Below are 17,033 nucleotides of genomic sequence, written 5' to 3' on the forward strand. Positions count from 1 at the left end.
TACTGCCGATCCGGATTGCCTGACGGTTTTGCGGGGTTGAGAGACGCGACAGACGCCGGGCAGAAATGTGCCTTGGTCCTTTCCGGCGTCGCATGGACCACAGAAAGACCGCCCGCCGGACAAGGGGACCGGCGGGCGGTGACGGGTCAGTCCTTGACGAAGACCACTTCCAGATATTCGCCCGGGGCCACTAGCGTTCCATCCTTGGCACGATTGAAGCGGGTGGCGAGCGCGAGAATGTCGCCGGCAAGCGCTGCCCGTCCATTCTCATCGGGAAGTGCGGCAAACGCCTTCAGAACCGGCCCGTACCAGGTGCGGAACACGTCGAGGAAGTGTTCCGGCGAGCGGTAGCGGAAGGAAAAATGCTTCGGCGTGACCGTCAGCGTTCCCGACGCACCGAAGAACTCCTCGAGACGCTCCCGCGTCCCCCAGAGGGCCGGCGAACTGATGCCGGCCGGCGGCGGCACATGGCGGCCGATCGTCTTGAACAGTTCACCGATGAAGCCGGCCGGCGTCCAGTTGGCCAGGCCGATCCGACCGCCCGGCCGGGCGACGCGCAGCAGTTCGGCCGCGGCCTTTTCCTGGTTCGGCGTGAACATCACCCCGAAGGTGGACATGACGGCATCGAAGCTGCCATCGGCGAACGGCAGCGCCTCGGCGTCCGCTTCCCGGAAGGTCACCTCCAGTCCGTCGGCTTCGGCGCGCTTTTGTCCGCGCGCCAGAAGGGCCGGCACATAATCGGTCGAGGTGACCTCGCAGAAGCGGCGGGCGGCGGCAAGCGTCGCGTTGCCGTTGCCGGCGGCGACATCGAGAACGCGCTCGCCGGACGACAGGTCGAGCGCCTCGCACAGGCTTTCGCCGACGATCTGCAACGTGGTGCCGACGACGGCATAGTTTCCCGAGGACCAGGCGGATTGCTGGCGGGTCTTGACGGTGGCGAGAAGCGCCAGCCTGTCATCATTGGCATTCGAGGCTTTTGGGGTGGCTGCTGTTGAAGCGTCCATCTCGTTTCTCCTTGGGTACAGCTCCGCCGGCGGCGCGACCGCTGGTCGCAACCGGCTCCGGCATGAGCGTGGCGTTGGTCATGGGCAGGACCGGATACTCCGGCCCTTCAGGGGGTCGGTTCCTTTGCCTTGCAGGGGTATGAGTGCACCATAGAGCGGCCAAGCGGCCAGTGCAGAAACAGTAGCGAAGCGGTACAGAAACTAGACCACGCGCCGGCAATCGGTCATCGGCCGCCGATCACCGGCATAGGAGCTGCGCACCATCCAGCGACCGATCGCGGCGGCAATCTCCTGATCGCCGACGAGGACGATCCGCTCCCGGGCGATTTCGGCGGCAAGGCTGGCATGGCCCATCCAAGCCGACGTCAGGGCCTTCAGGTCGGCGAGGATGAAGAGGTCGACGTCGTGGCCGGGATCGATGACACACAAGTCCGGGACGCCGCCGGGCCGCGAGATCAGCCAGTAATCCTGCTCTTCGCGCGGCAGCTCCTGGAAGGTGAACTTGATGACGGAGCGCCGGCCGGGCGGCAAAGCGGTGACATCGACCTTCCGGCGCATGTTCCACATCAGCAGGCGCGCATCGAGATGCTCCAATGTCACCTCGGCGTCGATGTTGCGGTGGGCCCATTCCCCCAGGGCGTGGACGATCGGCTGCAATTCGTCGCAGAGCGGCGTCGTCAGATAGTTGATGTCGCCCGTCCGCTCGTTGCAGTGCCGGACGATGAGGCCGTTCTCCTCCATCTCCTTCAGCCGCTTGGACATCAATGTCGGCGACATGCCGGGCACGCCGCGTCGGATCTCGTTGAAGCGCGTGGAGCCCGACCACATTTCGCAAAGCAGAAGAAGCGTCCAGCGCGGCTCGAGAAGCTCGCAGGCCTTGGCGACCGGACAAAACTGATTGTACCCATCTTTCGACATGACGGCACCCTCCAGACTGCGGATATTCCGCCAAGGCCGGGCCGGCGTCCAGTACAAAGAGTGTAGCGTCCCTCACCGCCTGTAGCGCTGCAGCTCGGCCATGGCTTCGGTGTAGTATCGGTGGTGTTCCGCCGCCTTCGGGTCTCCCGCCGTCTTCTCCGCCCAGACCTCCAGAACCGGCAGCTGGCGGGCGGCGAAATCCAGGAGGTCGAGGCGGTTGTCGTAGCGCAGGTACGAGACGAAGCTGACGATGACGCGGCCGGGGACGGGGGATTGGGCAGCCTTGAGGACGCGGGCGTGGTGGGCGGGCGCGTGTTTGAGAAGCAGGTCAGCATAGCGCCGCAGCGCCGGGGCCTGGTCGACGAGGGCGTCGCGTTCGGCGTCGAAATCGGTGCGGTCGACGATCCGGCGGTCGCGGTAGACGACGGGCGCTTCCTCGCCGGTCTCGCAGAGCCAGCCGGGGCGCGGGGTGAGCATGTTGGCCTGATGCGCCTCGTCCCTGTAGGGATAGAAGGGCATGGTGCGGCAGCGCAGCGGCTTGGTCGCGTGGATGGAACAGAGGCCGTCGCCGTCAAGCTCCGGACAGGGAAGATGCGCGGGCACGAAGGAGACCGGCGTCACCAGGATCGGCATGGTCTTCTTGCGGGTGACGGCGATCGTCGCGGCGATCTCGCCGACGCCCGCATGGCCCGGGGTCTTGACCTTGACCGGCGTGATGCTGATTGCCAGCGGAAAGCGGCCGGCGCCCGAAAGCGCCTCGGCGATCGTCAGCGGCAGCAGGCCGTGGCAACAAAGGCCGCAGGCGGTGCAGAGGAACCGCTGTTCGCTCATCAGCCGGCAGAGGCCGCGGCGGACCCGCAGCATTTCTTGTATTTCTTGCCCGAGCCGCAGGGGCACGGATCGTTGCGGCCGACATGGGCGACGCGGACGGGCTCGGACTTCGGGTTGATCTCGCTGTCGTGGAAGCGCCATTCGCCATCGACGCGCAGGAAGGTGGCGCGCTCGACCTGGGTGAACGGGCGGCCATTGGCGCGGAAGCTGAAGGCGAAGCGGACGGTGCCCGTGTCGTCGCCCTCGCCGCCGGCCTCCGTGTCGCGGATTTCCAGCCCCAGCCATTCGGTGCCCGGCAGCGCGCTTTCCATGTCGACGCGGTTGAAGGAGGCGGCGGCGTGGTCGGTGATCGTGCGCTCGACATAATCGAGATCGCCGAGCGTGAAGGCGGTGTAGCGCGAGCGGATCAGCGCTTCGGCCGTCGGCGCCGGCTCGCCGTTGAGATAAGGCGAGCAGCAGTCTGCAAATGCCCGACCGGAGCCGCAGGGACAGGACGTCATGGAAGGTTCCTCCGTATCGATTCCTCCGCCCGGTCTTACCATCCGCCCCATGGAGCCTCCAGTGCCGGCGGCCGATATCCCCTGTTGTCGCGCAATTGCGACAGGATGACAGAAGGCGGGCTCACGGCTGTGCGCGCCAATCAGCCGGCCAGGACGAGGCCGCCGTAGCGGCTGATCTCGGTCTCGATTTCGGCGACGAGGGTGTCGAGCGCCGGGTTGCGACCCTTTCGGGCGCGTCGGATCACGTAGGCGAGCGCCGGCGGCTGCGGCAGGCCGTCGGTTACGACCTGCATGTCCGGACGCAGATGGCGATCACTCAGAAGCGCGACGCCGAGGCCGGAATTGACGGCAGAAACGATGCCGGCGGCGCTGGAGCATTCGAAGACCGTATCCAGCGCCACGCCGCCATCCTGGCCGATGTCGAGCGCCCACTGGCGATAGAAACAATCATTGTCGAAGGAGAGGAAGGGAATGGGCTCCGACCGCGGCAAGGCGAGTTCCGGATGCTTGACCCAATGGAGGCATTCCCGCAACAGCACGATGTCGGTCGGGCGAACGTCGTGGGCGAAGACCTGGATGATGGCGGCGTCCAGCTCGCCGCGCTCCAGCATCGCCCTCAGCAGAAGGCTCATGCGGACCTTGGTGCGGACCGCCACCTGCGGATGCAGACGCCGGAAGCGGCCGAGAACGCGGGCGATGTCGGTGCAGGCCGTATCCTCGGTGAAGCCGAGCGCGAGCCGGCCGGCAAGCGCGGTCTTCGACAGGCTCGACAGCGCCTCGTCGTGCAGGACGAGGATGCGGGCGGCATAGCTCAGCAGATCCTCTCCGGCGACGGTGAATACCGGGGCGCCGGGCTTGCGCGACAGCAATTCGCAATCGAGATTGGTCTCCAGCCGCCTGATCTTGCGGCTGACCGCCGACTGCGACAGGCCGAGGGCATCGGCCGCGCGGGTGATGCCGCCATGCTGGCGGATCGCCCAAAGGGCGCGCAAGGCATCTATTTCCAGTCGCCGACCATTGAGTTCGTTCACGTCCCGTCCATCCGCCGATGTTCTTCATCCTCTATGCGGCTGCCGGCGGCGGCTGGCAAGTCCTCATTCATTATTGGCATGACTTGTCATGATGTCATCGATATTTGTCATGTGCGTGTCTCCGATCCGTGTCCTATGGCTGCCGGCACACACATTGTCCGAGACCCGCATGACCGATCCGTCGCTCACTCTTCCCGCCCCCGTTTCCCGCCGGCTCCTGTGGCCGCTGACAGCGACGCTGCTGGTGATCGCGTGGAGTTCCGGCTTCGTCGGCACGCGCTATGCCAGCGACCAGGCGAGCGTGATGCTGGTCCTGTTCTGGCGCACGCTGCTGTCGGGGTTGATCCTGCTGCCGTTCGCGCTGACGATCGGGCCGCGGATGCGGGCGCGGGCGGTGCTGGAGCAGATGGCATACGGCGTCATGATCGTGTTTCTGTATCTCGGCGGTTTCGCGCTGGCGATCGAACAGCACGTGCCGACAGGGCTCGTGGCGCTGATCTCGGATCTCGTGCCGCTGGCGATCGCCGCCCTGGCGCAGCCGCTTCTCGGCGAAAGGCTGAGCGCACGGCAATGGCTCGGCACCACGATCGCGATTGCCGGCGTGCTCGTGGTCTCATTCGACAGCCTCACCTTCGGCACCGCGCCGATCTGGGCCTACGGGCTGACCGTCGGTTCCATGCTGATCTTCGCGCTCGCCTCCGTGCTGCAGAAGCGCCGGCGGACCATCCACATGCCGGTCCACCAGTGCATCTCCATCCAGATGCTGACCGGCGCGGCGCTGTTTGGCACCGTCGCCGCCATGCAGGGCGGCCTTGCGCCACCATTGACCGCGGAATTCGCCATCGGCATGGCGTGGCTGGTGCTGATCGCCACCTTCGCGGCCTACTCGATCTATTACACCAGCCTGCGCCTGTTCCCCGTCGCCAAGGTGAGTGCGGTGATCTATCTCAGCCCGGCGGTCACCATGGTGTGGGGCTGGGCGATGTTTTCCGAACCGCTGACGGCGACGATGTTCGTCGGCCTGGCGATCACCTTTGTCGGCGTCTGGCTGACTTCGAACGGCTGAACCACACGGAAAAGAAAAAGGCCGGAGATCGCTCCCCGGCCCTTTCGGAAAATTGCAGGCAACCCGATCAGACGAACTGGCTGAGGCCCGGTACCGAGGCGACGACTTCGTCGACGACCTCTTCCCCGGCATACTGCTTGGCCATGGCGATCGTTTCCCTGGCGAGCGAGGTGATCTCGCCCATGCCGAGGCCTTCGCTCATCAGCTGCTGGCCGAGCGCCATGACGCCGCCGCCGCCCATCGCGCCCATCAGGCCGCCGAGAAGACCGCCGCCCTTGGATTCGCCATTGTGCTGGGCGACCAGTTCCGCCCCGCCCGGGATCGCCTCGATCATGCGGGCGACCGCGCCGTCATCGGCTTCGCGCTGCAGGAAGCCGAGCATCATGCCGAGCGCGGTTTCGGCCAGTTCCTTGTCGATGCCGACCTTGTCGGCGATCTGGGTGACGATGTCGTTCATGCTGCCTCCTCGAAGCGTTTTTGACGTTAACGTTCACGTAAAACATCCGCGTGCTTCGCGCAAGCGGATTTGCGAACGGCCTGTGGGCAGCATGCCCTTTTCCCACCTGCCACCGCAAGGGCGTTGCCGCCTTCCGCGTCGATACTTATAAGGGAGTGACGATGGTTCGATGACGCACCGGCGCAGGCACGGGCGGCGACAAGGGAGAAGGCGCATGATGCTGAAAGACGGGATGATCTATGTCGGAACCAGCCGCAACCCGGACGACAGCATCAACAAGGGCGAATATCTCGACCTGAAATACGGCAACCGGCACGGGCTGGTGACCGGGGCGACCGGCACCGGCAAGACGGTGAGCCTGCAGATCCTGGCGGAAGGCTTTTCGAATGCCGGCGTGCCGGTGTTCTGCGCCGACATCAAGGGCGACCTGTCCGGCATCGCCGCCATGGGCCAGCCGAAGGATTTTCTTCTGAAACGCGCCGAGCAGATCGGCCTCGAACCCTATGATTTCCAGGAATTTCCGGTGATCTTCTGGGACCTGTTCGGCGAGAAGGGCCACCGGGTGCGCACCACGATCGCCGAAATGGGCCCACTGCTGCTCGCCCGGCTGATGGATGCGTCCGAAGCGCAGGAAGGTGTGCTCAACATCGCCTTCAAGATCGCCGACCAGGGCGGGCTGCCGCTTCTCGATCTGAAAGACCTGCAATCGCTGCTGAACTACATGGCCGAGCAGGCTTCCGAGCTTTCCAAGCAGTTCGGCCTCATCTCCGCCTCCTCCGTCGCCTCGCTGCAGCGCGGGCTTCTGGTGCTCGAGCAGCAGGGCGCGGAAGAATTCTTCGGCGAGCCGGCGCTGAAGATTTCCGACATCATGCGCGTGACCAATGACGGGCGCGGCGCGGTCTCGGTGCTCGCCGCCGACAAGCTGATGATGAACCCCAGGCTTTACGCCACCTTCCTCCTCTGGCTGCTCTCGGAGCTGTTCGAGGAGCTTCCGGAAGTCGGCGATCCGGAGAAGCCGAAGCTCGTCTTCTTCTTCGACGAGGCGCATCTCCTCTTCAACGACGCTCCGAAGGTGCTGATCGAGCGTGTGGAACAGGTGGTGCGCCTGATCCGCTCAAAGGGCGTCGGCGTGTTCTTCGTCACGCAGAACCCGCTCGACGTGCCGGAAACCGTGCTCGCCCAGCTCGGCAACCGCGTGCAGCATGCGCTGCGCGCCTATACGCCGCGCGAGCAGAAGGCGGTCAGGACGGCGGCCGACACCTTCCGTCCCAACCCGGCCTTCGACTGCGCCACCGCGATCACCACGCTCGGCACCGGCGAGGCGCTGGTCTCGATGCTGGAGACGAAAGGCGCGCCGTCGATCGTCGAGCGCACGCTGATCCGCCCGCCGGCCGGTCGCCTCGGCCCGCTGACCGACGCCGAACGCACGCAGGTAATGTCCGTCAGCCCGGTCGCCGGCGTCTACGACAAGGACATCGACCGCGAATCCGCCTTCGAAATCCTCGCCGCCCGCGCCCAGAAGGCCGCCGAACAGGCAGCCGCCCAGAGGCAAGCCGAAGAAGAGGCCGAACAGGCCGAGGCGAGCGCCTCGAAGCGCTGGACCCTGCCCGGCTTCGGCGACGACGAGGACAGCTCCACTACCAGCTCCAACCGCAAGACGACAACGACGCGCCGCAGCTACCAGCGCGAAACGGTGATCGAGGCGGCCATGAAGAGCGCCGCAAGGTCGGTGGCCTCGTCGGTCGGCCGGGCGATCGTGAGGGGGATTTTGGGGAGTTTGAAAAGGTAGGGGGGCATTATATTACTCGCATGCTATGCCACTAACCTTCTTCAAAGTACTAAACTCAATTTGCCATTTTCCAAACAGGAAATACGGCAGCACTTCTCCTGAGGAGGATATAATCCTTGTTTAATCAGTTAGCTTAGAGAGCCCAAGAGTGCGTTGAATTTGATTGCGCAGGTTTTTGAGCCCCCTACTGTCACTCGGTGTTTTCGGCACGGTAATTGCTTCTAGACCTTCATAACCGGCTACAGCCTCGAGACGTATATGCTTGTTATCCGATTTCTCGACATAACCATGACGAGTGAGAAGTGCTGTTAATTCGCTGGCCAAACGTTTGGGATCTTTTGTCGCTCGGGACAAGTCTTGCAGCAATTCGTCCAACGCGGGAGATGCAGGAAGCTTATTAGAAATTCGCTGCATTATGGAAGTAGACCGCGTATCAAGGCCGATTCGGTCCGCATTATTGAGCGCTATTCGGGCGGCAAGGCGGACGCGATCAAAAACCTCTCCAGAGTATATCTCCGGCCCAATAAGGCGCACGAAATTTTCGTTGGAAAATTCGTTATAGCTATCATTTAGCGCCTCTTTGGGAAGCATACAGAGCTGCAACTCAAGTTGACGAATCTTGTCTTGCAAGTTGTCTATTTCGTCCTGGTAAAGCTGCTCCTTTTCAGCACTTGTCAGTCGGTTTTTGTCACGCTCACGTTGTGTCCTAAGAGCCTGTTCCTGTAAGTCAGTCCAATCCCAGCCTGTAGCTGGCATTTGGCTACGAAGATTAATGGCAGCAACGCGAATTATTGCTCGCAATTCTTTACTGTCATAGGCTTGCATACCCAAATGATAACGCCTGACGATCCCTTGCCCGGGAACTACTATCCCAACAGTTCCCGCATAAACGTTCCGCCCCTTCGTCAAATCACGCAGATCGTAGGAAAACGCTCTGCTAGGCTCAACTACCACATGGGCAATCCCACCCAGTTCATAGGCCAATGATTCAATATCAGCCTCAGAAAGCAGCCATGCACCTTTAGCCGATGCGGATACATATATTGCAGGTAAAGACTTGCTGGCAGCGCCTACCGTGACTGCCCTTGCTATCGCCAAATCATCCTGCGCTTCTGAAAGCCAAGTTGGCTGATCTGATACAGCTATCAGACCATCATCACCTCCCCAACCGCCATTCAGAAGCGATTTTATTAGAAATGGCTTTTTCGGTATTTCTAGGCGCGCGCCCGCTACTGTAGCAATGCACTGGGTTCGAATGCGAAGGACATCTTGCTCTGCCTGAGACGAGGCGTACCGCAACACTCCTTCGGTGCGCCACAGCCTCCCCTCCATGTCAGGTAGATCATGCCGAAACCCAACCGCATGCAGTCCACGTTCCGTCTTGAGCTCCCTAAACCGAAGCTCTTCCCCAGTCGCTGCGCGAAGATGTGGATTTTCTCCATCGAAGTTCTGTTCAGAGCTTTCTGCAAGTACTGTACTGCTGGGAATTCCCCGCAGCCATGCGATTACCTCAGCCATGAAATCAGCAAGGCTTTTGGACAAAGAAACAGGAAACTCGGTTGAAATCGGAAGCATACTTAATGAGTATTAATCAATACAATTAAGTCAACCACAACCTTTGGGCGTCAACCTCGATTCACAAAAATAAATAGGTGGAATATTTCATTGGGAGCCCCGAACCTCTATCAGGACAAGGTCAGCGCGTCAGAAAATTCTCCAGATGCCTGCGGCCCCATCGATATCGATCTGTTGTCCCCAAAATCCGCAACCGATATTGATCAGCCCCACCGCACGCCCCTCCCCCTACCCCCTGTCATCGAAACGGGTCTGTGCGTCGGCCAGGTCCTGCCGGTGGTCCAGCGCCCAGTCGTAGAGGGCGAGGAACGGGTCCTGCAGGGTGCGGCCGAGCGGGGTGATGGAGTATTCCACCGCGATCGGCGAGGTGACCGTCACCTTCCGCTCGATCAGGCCGTTGCGTTCCAGCCGGCGCAGCGTCAGGGCAAAGCAATTGCTGACGTCGTGGTGCGGTGCGCGTCACGAAACCAGTGGTAGGCATCCACGCGGCCTGTGGCAAAGGAAAAGCCAGACCTTTGCCGCGGGCCGGGCCTTGCCTACATTCCTCAGCGCTTCGGCGCCACCAGTGCGAAGGTTGCGCCCTGCGGATCGAGGCACTGGATGACCCAGGAGCCGCCGGGCACTTCCATCGGGCCGTTGACGACCTTGCCGCCGGCGGCTTCGACCCGGTCCTTGGCCGCATCGATTGCGTCGGCGCAGATGTAGTAGTTCCAGAAGGGAACCGGCATGTCCGGCATCTTGGTCATGATGCCGCCGAGATCGGCGCCTTCGTACTGAAACAGCTGGTAGGTGCCCATCGGCCCCATATCCATGCCCTGCCCTTTCTTCCAGCGGAACATCTTGGCATAGAAGTCGAAGGCTTCCGGGCCGTCGCCGGCGTAGAGTTCGTGCCAGCCGAAGGTGCCGGGCGTCGGCATTTTCGGCATTTCCGGCACGGGACCGTCCGGCATCTGCGGCTTGAAGAGATAGATCACCGCGCCATGCGGATCGGCGACGACGGCGAAACGGCCGATGCCGGGAATATCTGTCGCCGGCATGTGCACCCGGCCGCCCGCTTCCCAGAAGTCGTTGGCCTTGGCGTCGACGTCGTCGACGCAGACATAGCCGACCCAGGCAGGGCGGACGCCGTTCTTCGCCATGTCCGGCGTTATCGCCATCATGCCGGCCGTTCCCGCTTCATAGCCCGGCACGTGGAAGGTCGTGTAGTCCATGCCGCCGGCGGTCGTGTTGTCGGCCTTCTTCGCCGTCCAGCCGATCACCGTCCCGTAAAACGCGGCCGCAGCCTCGGTATCGGAGGTCATCAGCTCGTACCAGATAAATCCGCCTTCCTTCATGACCGTCTCCTTCAGACATCTGATCGCGCCTCATGGGCACTCGAGGGCACCCAAGGGCTTGTTCGGGAACCGTTTCCCTGAAAGGGTATGCGTTCGCAAATCCGTGCATTCCGACCCTCGCGCAAGGCAGCGGAATGATGCATAGTGGATGCGATATGTTTCACTTGACTTTTGAGTTGATATCAACATAATATGACAATGTCAAACAAGCAACCCGTTCCCTATTCCACCACGATCCATGTCCGCGATCATTGCCTGTGCCTGCATGCGCAGCGCGCCGCGCGGGCGCTTGCCCGGCGCTTCGACAATGCGCTGAAACCCTATGGCGTGACGAACGGGCAGTTTTCCCTGATGATGTCGCTCAACCGGCCGGAACCGCCGACGCTCGGCTCGGTCGCCAATCTCCTGGCCATGGACCGCACCACGCTGACGGCAGCCCTCAAACCGCTCGAAAAGCGAGGATGGATCACCAGCAAGGCCGACCCGAAGGACCGCCGCTCGCGGCTGCTGGTGCTGACGGAAGACGGCGCGTCCGTGCTTGCCGATGCTCTGTGGGTATGGAAGTCGGTTCACCAGGAACTGGAAAAGGAAAAGCCGCAGCTGGATTTCGACCAGCTGCGGCATGATCTCGCGGAATTGTCCTGAGATTTATCAGAAACCTCAGCCGGCCAGCGTGGCGCTGACTTCGGTCGCGGTACGCATGGCGTGGCTGTAGGGGCAGATGATGTGGGCGTCGGCCACCAGCTTTTCGGCCAGTTCGCGTTCCATGCCCGGCAGGCTCGCCTCGATCGACACTTCAATACCGAAACCGGTGCCGTCGTCGCGCGGGCCGATGCCGACCTTGGCCGTCACCGTCGTATCCGCCGGCAGCTTCACCTTGGCATTGCGGGCAGCCGCACCGAGCGCGCCGGTGAAGCAGGCGGAGTAGCCTGCGGCAAACAGCTGCTCCGGATTGGTGCCGCGCGCACCGTCACCGCCGAGTTCCTTCGGCACGGTCAGCGTCACGTCGAGAACGCCATCATCCGACTTCGCATTGCCGGCACGACCGCCGACGGCGGTGGCCTGGGTCCGGTAGAGAATTGCCATATCGAAACTCCTTCAGTTGCTCAAAATTAAATTGGACACAATTCAATTTACCGCGTTGCATTCGGGAGTCAAGCCTGAAACAATGACGACATGAAAGATCGGCAGGGAGAGCCTGCCAGGACAAGACGATGAGCAAAGACCCGTTCACATTGGAAAACCAGCTGTGCTTCGCGCTCTATTCCGCGAGCCATGCGTTCACCCGCGCCTACAAGCCCGTGCTCGAACCGCTGGGGCTAACCTATCCGCAGTATCTGGTCATGCTGGCGCTGTGGGAAAAAGGCCCCCTCACCGTCAAGGCGATCGGCGAGGCGCTGATGCTTGATTCCGGTACGCTGTCGCCGCTTCTCAAACGCCTGGAGCAGGTCGGACTGATCGTCCGCCGGCGTGACAGCAAGGACGAGCGGCAGGTGGTGATCACGCTGACCGACCAGGGCAAGGCGCTGGAGGCTACGACCCGGAAGGCCGTTCAGCCGGTGATGGAGGCGGTCGGCTGCGCGCTCGACAGCCCGCCAGAGATCCGCGACGCGCTCAACACACTACGTCGCAGCCTGATGCTTCTTCCGCAGACTTGTAAACCGGCTGATCGCCCGGAATGATCGGCAGCGTCGAATATGGTGCGCCGGCGCCAGCCGGCTGATAGACCTGCCCGCCATTGGCCGCATAGGTCTCCTTCGACAGGAGCTTGCGGCCGCGATACTCGTCGTCCCAGACGACCTGATCGAGACCGAAGGTCGAGGTGACCGAATCGACGACGGCATCGGCGACATGCTTCTTCTGCTTCGGCGTCTGCTCGTAATAGACCGGCCAGGTTTCGGCGACGAAGCGGTCGGGATCCGTCGCGCCGGTGTCGGGAAGGACATAACATCCCTGCAGGCCGTTGCAGATCGCAAGGACTGCGGCAAAGCGCAGTCCATGACGCCGAAAAGAAAGATTGCAAAGCATATGTGCCCACTGTCACCAGATATGTTCCGGCGGCACTCTTCCATGCTGCGCTGGCGCGAAACTGACGTGGTCCGGTCGCGGTGTCAGGCGACGGCATGCATCCTTTCGCCAAGATGCCTGGCGACGACCCGATTGCGCCCATCATCCTTGGCCGCATAGAGACAGGCGTCGGCGTGATGATACAGGTCGCGGAAGCTGTGGGCGTCGTGCGCGCTTGCAACACCGACACTGACGCTCAGCGGATAGATGGCGCCGTCGGCCTTGAAGTCGCATGCAGCGACGGCAAGCCGTATTTTCTCGGCGGCAAGCGTGGCGACGGATTGCTCCGTATTCTGCATGAAGATGGCAAATTCCTCCCCGCCGAGGCGACCGAACAGCGCCCGCGGCGGCAGGCTTGTCGCAACCGCGCTTGCGACGGCCTGCAGCGCCTGATCACCAACCTCGTGGCCGAACGTATCGTTGACGCGCTTGAAGTGGTCGACGTCGATGATCATCAGTGCGTCGACGCGGGCGGGCCTGCCGCCCTTGAGCGGCCGGCTCAGCTTCTCGTCCACCTGGCAGGCGAAGGCGCGGCGGTTCAGCGTGCCGGTCAGTCCGTCGGTCATCGCCAGAACCTCGAGCGCACGTCGCGCCACGCGCAGCTGGGTGATCTTCCACGACGCCAGCAGAAAATTCGGGAATGCGATCACGAACGGGACCACCGCATGGTTCAGCAACTCAGTCGCGCGCCGGTCCTCCGGCAAGGCGATCACCGCATCCAGATCGAACAGCAGCGACAACAAAATGCAGACCAGAGTGCCGACCGCCGAAGCCGCGGCCACATGCCACCAGTCTGCCATTTGCAACTTGATATTATACAATTTCACTCTTCCTTCTTTGCGGGAAGGATAGACGAAATTGCTGAATATTGGGTTGCCGCCAGACGCTTTAGCGCGACGTTACCACCGATATGCGCCGGGCGACGAGCCATGTCACCGGCAAGGCGATGATTGCGCCGACGACCGCAGCCGTGACGATCGAGCGGGCATCCATCATCGACATGGATACGACCGCGACGACGCCGATACCAGCCAGCGTGGACGCGATCAGAACATACAGGATTGCAGCCAGACGGAACATGTAACACCCTCCATTCCATCGTTGACGGAACGAGGCTAGGCGCCCGCGCGCCGGCGGCATTGATCCAGGACAAACGAATATTGTTTTTTATATACGTCTGAAGATCACTTACCGGCCAGGACGCGCTCGAAGCGGCGGTCGGGGATGAGCCATGTTGCGGCGACACCGACGAAAATGGCTAGCGAGAGATAGGGCGCGACAAGCGCCAGCGGCACCGCGACGACATAGGCGACGGCGGACCAGCGCCCCTTGCGGTCGCTGCCGAGCGCCCGTGCCAACTCGGAATCCGGACCGTGCAGCGAGAGGAGGCAATGGGTAAGGATATAGTAGGCGATCGCACTCATCAGCAGGACAGAACCGTAGACGGCGACCGGCACCGCCGCGAAATGGCTTTCGCCCATCCAGTCGGTGGCAAACGGCACCAGCGACAGCCAGAACAGAAGATGCAGATTGCCCCACAGCGCGCCGCCGCTGACGTGGTGGGCGGCGTGCAGCATGTGATGGTGGTTGTTCCAATAGATGCCGATGTGCACGAAGCTCAGGACATAGGAGAGAAAGATGGGATAGAGCGGCAGAAGATCGCTCAGCTCCTCTCCATGCGGGACCTTCAGTTCGAGCACCATGATGGTGATGATGATGGCGATTACGCCATCCGAAAACGCTTCCAGCCTACCCTTCGTCATTGCCCTGCCCCCGCACACAATCTGTTTGGCCCAAGCTGCGACAAAGCGGCATCTCTGGCAAGAGTGCTCAGAAGCGGCGCTGACGATAAATATCCTCGATGCCTTGCGGCGGCAGCGGCCGCGACAGCAGGAAGCCCTGGATCTGGTCGCAACCGGCTGATCGCAGGAATGCGGCCTGCGCCGGCGTCTCCACGCCCTCGGCGATGACCTTGAGCTTGAGTTTCTGCGCCATCGATATGACGGCGGCACAGATCGCCGCATCGCTTTCATCGCCCGGCAGACCGGCGACGAAGGACTGGTCGATCTTCAGGCGCGAGACGGGAAAGCGCTTGAGCGCGCTCAGACTGGAATAACCGGTGCCGAAATCGTCGATGGCGATCCGCACGCCTAGCGCATCCAGCTCCTGCATGGTTGCGATCGCGCGCGGCAGGTCCTGCATGATCAGGCTTTCGGTGATCTCGACCTCGAGGCTCGCCGGTCCCAGCCCGTTTGCCGCGAGCGCGTCGCGCACGACCGTGATGAAGCCATGCTCGCGGAACTGGCGCGCGGCGACGTTGACGGACACCGGGACATGCGGCAGTCCCGCGTCCTGCCAGAGCCGGCTCTGGCGACAGGCTTCCCCAACCACCCAGCTGCCGAGTTGGGAGATGAGCCCGGATTCCTCGGCGACGGGGATGAAGATTGCCGGCGGGATGAGGCCACGCTTTGGATGCTGCCAGCGCACCAGCGCTTCCAGGCCGACGATGCGGCCGGTGGCAAGCTCGATCTGCGGCTGGTAGACGAGCCGGAGCTGGTCGTTCTCGATCCCGATGCGCAGTTCCTCGTGCAGCTCCAGCCGCTCGCGCACATTGGTTTCCATGTCCGAATTGTAGCGCTGGCAATTGTCGCGCCCGAACGCCTTGGCCCGGTACATGGCGGCGTCGGCCTGGGCCAGCAACGCCTCCATGTCGCCGGCATTGGCCGGAAAGCCGGATGCGCCGACACTGCAGGTAATGGAAAAATCCGTACCGGCCGCTAGGATCGGATCGGCGAGCTTCCGCTGGATCGCGAGGAGGCTCTCCCAGGCATTGGAACAGGAGGGATCGCGGTCGCGCATGACGACCAGGAATTCGTCGCCGCCCATTCTGTAGGCCGCTTCCAGGCACGGCAGGGACTGGCTGAGCCTGGCGGCGACGCTGCGCAGCGCCTCGTCGCCGGCGGCATGGCCGAGGCTGTCATTAACCATCTTGAAGTTGTCGACGTCGACATAGGCGACCATGACGCCTTCGCCGCTCATGCGGGCCGCATCGATCGTTTCCTGCAGGTTCTTCTGCAGCGTCGCCCGGTTCGGCAGGCCGGTCAGCGTGTCGTGCAACGCCATGAAGCGGATGCGATCCTCGGCATATTTACGGTCAAGCGCGATGCCGGCGATGTCGGTTGCGAACCGGATCAGCGACCGGGCGTAATCGTCCGGCACCGCGGCACGGGAGGAATAGAGGGCAAACGTGCCGAGCACGCGCCCGTCATGCGAGAAAATCGGCGTCGACCAGCACGAGCGGAACCCGAACGGCCGTGCCAGCTCGCAATAGTCCTTCCAGAGCGGGCTCGTGAAGATATCCTCGACGATGACCGGCTTTCCGGTCCAAGCGGCCGTCCCGCAGGAACCGACGGATGGGCCGATCCTGACGCCGTCGATCAAGTCGCTCCAGGCTGCGGGCAGCGTCGGTGCGGCGCACTTGCGCAGATGCATTCCGGTTTCATCGAGAAGCAGAAGCGAGCACATGAGCCCGTCGAGCAGCCTCTCGATCAGGTGCAGCAACTCTTCCAGAATGGTCTCGACCGGTTTGCTGAGGGTGATCATTTCCAGGAGCGCCGACTGGCCCTTGAGCAGATCTTCGGCAAGCTTGCGGGCGGTGATGTCATGGCCGCAGCAGATGACGCCGATCACCTCACCGGTTTCCGACCAGACCGGGACCTTGCTCGTCAGTATCCACTTCGTCTTGCCATTGGCGCCGACGATCTGTTCTGTCCGGCCGATCTCCGCCTCGCCGCTCTCCATGATCGCCTGTTCGCGGGCGAAGAACACGTCGGCGAGGCTCTTGTCGTGAATGTCGAAATCCGTCTTGCCGGCGATCTCGTCGGCCGTCCTGAAGGGCGTGTCGGCCAGCATCGCCGCATTGGCGACAACGTAACGGCTCTGTCGGTCCTTGGCCCAGAGATAGTCCGGCGTCACCTCGAAGATCTCTTCCAGCCAGGCTTCCCGCGGCAGAGCCGAAACCTCATGGTTGCCGATCACCATCGCATGGCTGTTGAGCGCGCGACCGGCGGACAGCAAGCGGTCCGTCATGACGTCGGCCAGCCGGTCAGGCCCGGTTCGGCCCATTGCTTTCCATTTCAAGGATTCACGCGATTTGTTCTTCATGACCAACCAGCGAAATACGGTTTCGAACCCGAGTTATAGTTTCGCCAGATTAATCCAAGGTTGCAAAATACAGTGCCACCTACATGGAACAGGCGGCAAATTACATCGTGGTTAAGAAGAAAAAAAGAAACCGGCGCCCGCGTGAACCGCGAAAGCGCCGGGAGAAAGGACGCAATGACCGGTAGCCGACAATCTCGCCGAACAGGAAGCCCCATTCCTGTCGGCAGTATCACTGGCACCATCATTCGACGCCGTCGCCACAACAGCGCGAATGACACCTTGTTTCCAGCAGGCCCG

Annotated in this window: 19 protein-coding genes; 4 read left to right on the plus strand and 15 right to left on the minus strand. The window is 62.4% G+C overall.

Annotated features, from left to right (window positions below):
• Window positions 1-146: 146 nt before the first annotated feature.
• The 5 genes from NN662_RS13790 to NN662_RS13810 all read right to left on the minus strand — a co-directional run bounded on the left by NN662_RS13790 (window position 147) and on the right by NN662_RS13810 (window position 4,284).
• A complete protein-coding gene (locus NN662_RS13790) occupies window positions 147-1,004 on the minus strand; it encodes a class I SAM-dependent methyltransferase (protein WP_261930811.1) in 858 nt (285 codons plus the stop codon).
• A 201-nt stretch (window positions 1,005-1,205) separates the two neighbouring features.
• Window positions 1,206-1,922: a winged helix-turn-helix transcriptional regulator gene (locus NN662_RS13795; RefSeq protein ID WP_261930812.1), complete on the minus strand. Its 717-nt coding sequence runs from the start codon at window positions 1,920-1,922 to the stop codon at window positions 1,206-1,208.
• A gap of 72 nt (window positions 1,923-1,994) precedes the next feature.
• The gene (locus NN662_RS13800) at window positions 1,995-2,786 is read right to left on the minus strand and encodes a YkgJ family cysteine cluster protein (RefSeq protein WP_261930813.1); all 792 of its coding nucleotides are present in this window, start codon (window positions 2,784-2,786) and stop codon (window positions 1,995-1,997) included.
• Window positions 2,753-3,253 carry a YchJ family protein gene (locus NN662_RS13805; RefSeq protein WP_261930814.1) on the minus strand — a complete coding sequence of 167 codons (501 nt, stop codon included), beginning with the start codon at window positions 3,251-3,253 and terminating at the stop codon, window positions 2,753-2,755. Before NN662_RS13805 ends, NN662_RS13800 begins: the two co-directional genes overlap by 34 nt.
• A 140-nt stretch (window positions 3,254-3,393) precedes the next feature.
• Entirely contained in the window at window positions 3,394-4,284 is an 891-nt protein-coding gene (locus NN662_RS13810) for a LysR family transcriptional regulator (protein ID WP_261930815.1), read from the minus strand.
• A gap of 169 nt (window positions 4,285-4,453) precedes the next feature.
• Between NN662_RS13810 and NN662_RS13815 the strand changes: the two genes are divergently transcribed.
• A complete protein-coding gene (locus NN662_RS13815) occupies window positions 4,454-5,350 on the plus strand; it encodes a DMT family transporter (RefSeq protein ID WP_261930816.1) in 897 nt (298 codons plus the stop codon).
• Between the two features lie 67 nt (window positions 5,351-5,417).
• Here NN662_RS13815 and NN662_RS13820 read toward each other — a convergent pair whose 3' ends face one another.
• Window positions 5,418-5,807 (minus strand): hypothetical protein, encoded by a 390-nt coding sequence (locus tag NN662_RS13820; RefSeq protein ID WP_261930817.1) that lies wholly within the window; start codon window positions 5,805-5,807, stop codon window positions 5,418-5,420.
• A 217-nt stretch (window positions 5,808-6,024) separates the two neighbouring features.
• On the opposite strand from NN662_RS13820, the gene NN662_RS13825 reads away from it, so the two are divergent.
• Entirely contained in the window at window positions 6,025-7,596 is a 1,572-nt protein-coding gene (locus NN662_RS13825; RefSeq protein ID WP_261931975.1) for a helicase HerA-like C-terminal domain-containing protein, read from the plus strand.
• 120 nt (window positions 7,597-7,716) lie between these two features.
• Here the strand turns inward: NN662_RS13825 and NN662_RS13830 are convergent, their stop codons facing one another.
• The 3 genes from NN662_RS13830 to NN662_RS13840 all read right to left on the minus strand — a co-directional run bounded on the left by NN662_RS13830 (window position 7,717) and on the right by NN662_RS13840 (window position 10,505).
• Window positions 7,717-9,114 (minus strand): hypothetical protein, encoded by a 1,398-nt coding sequence (locus NN662_RS13830; RefSeq protein ID WP_261930818.1) that lies wholly within the window; start codon window positions 9,112-9,114, stop codon window positions 7,717-7,719.
• Window positions 9,115-9,399: 285 nt separating this feature from the next.
• Window positions 9,400-9,594, minus strand: coding sequence for a winged helix-turn-helix transcriptional regulator (locus tag NN662_RS13835; protein ID WP_410010982.1), 195 nt, complete (start codon window positions 9,592-9,594; stop codon window positions 9,400-9,402).
• Between the two features lie 122 nt (window positions 9,595-9,716).
• A complete protein-coding gene (locus NN662_RS13840; RefSeq protein ID WP_261930819.1) occupies window positions 9,717-10,505 on the minus strand; it encodes a VOC family protein in 789 nt (262 codons plus the stop codon).
• 198 nt (window positions 10,506-10,703) lie between these two features.
• Between NN662_RS13840 and NN662_RS13845 the strand changes: the two genes are divergently transcribed.
• Window positions 10,704-11,150, plus strand: coding sequence for a MarR family winged helix-turn-helix transcriptional regulator (locus NN662_RS13845; protein WP_261930820.1), 447 nt, complete (start codon window positions 10,704-10,706; stop codon window positions 11,148-11,150).
• Between the two features lie 15 nt (window positions 11,151-11,165).
• Here NN662_RS13845 and NN662_RS13850 read toward each other — a convergent pair whose 3' ends face one another.
• A complete protein-coding gene (locus NN662_RS13850) occupies window positions 11,166-11,591 on the minus strand; it encodes an organic hydroperoxide resistance protein (RefSeq protein WP_261930821.1) in 426 nt (141 codons plus the stop codon).
• Window positions 11,592-11,719: 128 nt separating this feature from the next.
• Here NN662_RS13850 and NN662_RS13855 point away from each other — a divergent pair, with 128 nt between their 5' ends.
• On the plus strand, window positions 11,720-12,187 hold the full coding sequence (locus NN662_RS13855) for a MarR family winged helix-turn-helix transcriptional regulator (RefSeq protein WP_261930822.1): 468 nt from the start codon (window positions 11,720-11,722) through the stop codon (window positions 12,185-12,187).
• Here the strand turns inward: NN662_RS13855 and NN662_RS13860 are convergent.
• From NN662_RS13860 to NN662_RS13880, 5 genes are all read right to left on the minus strand, one after another.
• Window positions 12,120-12,533: a hypothetical protein gene (locus NN662_RS13860; RefSeq protein ID WP_261930823.1), complete on the minus strand. Its 414-nt coding sequence runs from the start codon at window positions 12,531-12,533 to the stop codon at window positions 12,120-12,122. The genes NN662_RS13855 and NN662_RS13860 overlap by 68 nt on opposite strands.
• 83 nt (window positions 12,534-12,616) lie before the next feature.
• On the minus strand, window positions 12,617-13,372 hold the full coding sequence (locus NN662_RS13865; RefSeq protein WP_261930824.1) for a GGDEF domain-containing protein: 756 nt from the start codon (window positions 13,370-13,372) through the stop codon (window positions 12,617-12,619).
• An 88-nt stretch (window positions 13,373-13,460) separates the two neighbouring features.
• Window positions 13,461-13,652, minus strand: a complete 192-nt coding sequence (locus NN662_RS13870) for a hypothetical protein (RefSeq protein ID WP_261930825.1) — start codon at window positions 13,650-13,652, stop codon at window positions 13,461-13,463.
• 104 nt (window positions 13,653-13,756) lie between these two features.
• Window positions 13,757-14,335, minus strand: a complete 579-nt coding sequence (locus NN662_RS13875; protein ID WP_261930826.1) for a TMEM175 family protein — start codon at window positions 14,333-14,335, stop codon at window positions 13,757-13,759.
• 67 nt (window positions 14,336-14,402) lie between these two features.
• Entirely contained in the window at window positions 14,403-16,661 is a 2,259-nt protein-coding gene (locus NN662_RS13880; RefSeq protein WP_261930827.1) for an EAL domain-containing protein, read from the minus strand.
• Between the last annotated feature and the right edge of the window lie 372 nt (window positions 16,662-17,033).

This window comes from Rhizobium sp. NRK18 (genome assembly GCF_024385575.1).
In the GTDB taxonomy this organism is placed as follows: domain Bacteria; phylum Pseudomonadota; class Alphaproteobacteria; order Rhizobiales; family Rhizobiaceae; genus JANFMV01.

Excerpts from the sequence above, each read along its gene's own strand:
- NN662_RS13800 (WP_261930813.1), bottom strand. The coding sequence starts at position 2,786 with ATGCTGCGGGTCCGCCGCGGCCTCTGCCGGCTGATGAGCGAACAGCGG.
- NN662_RS13850 (WP_261930821.1), bottom strand. The coding sequence starts at position 11,591 with ATGGCAATTCTCTACCGGACCCAGGCCACCGCCGTCGGCGGTCGTGCC.
- NN662_RS13880 (WP_261930827.1), bottom strand. The coding sequence starts at position 16,661 with ATGACGGACCGCTTGCTGTCCGCCGGTCGCGCGCTCAACAGCCATGCG.
- NN662_RS13795 (WP_261930812.1), bottom strand. The coding sequence starts at position 1,922 with ATGTCGAAAGATGGGTACAATCAGTTTTGTCCGGTCGCCAAGGCCTGC.
- NN662_RS13805 (WP_261930814.1), bottom strand. The coding sequence starts at position 3,253 with ATGACGTCCTGTCCCTGCGGCTCCGGTCGGGCATTTGCAGACTGCTGC.
- NN662_RS13830 (WP_261930818.1), bottom strand. The coding sequence starts at position 9,114 with ATGGCTGAGGTAATCGCATGGCTGCGGGGAATTCCCAGCAGTACAGTA.
- NN662_RS13840 (WP_261930819.1), bottom strand. The coding sequence starts at position 10,505 with ATGAAGGAAGGCGGATTTATCTGGTACGAGCTGATGACCTCCGATACC.
- NN662_RS13870 (WP_261930825.1), bottom strand. The coding sequence starts at position 13,652 with ATGTTCCGTCTGGCTGCAATCCTGTATGTTCTGATCGCGTCCACGCTG.
- NN662_RS13820 (WP_261930817.1), bottom strand. The coding sequence starts at position 5,807 with ATGAACGACATCGTCACCCAGATCGCCGACAAGGTCGGCATCGACAAG.
- NN662_RS13790 (WP_261930811.1), bottom strand. The coding sequence starts at position 1,004 with ATGGACGCTTCAACAGCAGCCACCCCAAAAGCCTCGAATGCCAATGAT.
- NN662_RS13825 (WP_261931975.1), top strand. The coding sequence starts at position 6,025 with ATGCTGAAAGACGGGATGATCTATGTCGGAACCAGCCGCAACCCGGAC.
- NN662_RS13855 (WP_261930822.1), top strand. The coding sequence starts at position 11,720 with ATGAGCAAAGACCCGTTCACATTGGAAAACCAGCTGTGCTTCGCGCTC.
- NN662_RS13845 (WP_261930820.1), top strand. The coding sequence starts at position 10,704 with ATGTCAAACAAGCAACCCGTTCCCTATTCCACCACGATCCATGTCCGC.
- NN662_RS13865 (WP_261930824.1), bottom strand. The coding sequence starts at position 13,372 with ATGGCAGACTGGTGGCATGTGGCCGCGGCTTCGGCGGTCGGCACTCTG.
- NN662_RS13815 (WP_261930816.1), top strand. The coding sequence starts at position 4,454 with ATGACCGATCCGTCGCTCACTCTTCCCGCCCCCGTTTCCCGCCGGCTC.
- NN662_RS13875 (WP_261930826.1), bottom strand. The coding sequence starts at position 14,335 with ATGACGAAGGGTAGGCTGGAAGCGTTTTCGGATGGCGTAATCGCCATC.
- NN662_RS13860 (WP_261930823.1), bottom strand. The coding sequence starts at position 12,533 with ATGCTTTGCAATCTTTCTTTTCGGCGTCATGGACTGCGCTTTGCCGCA.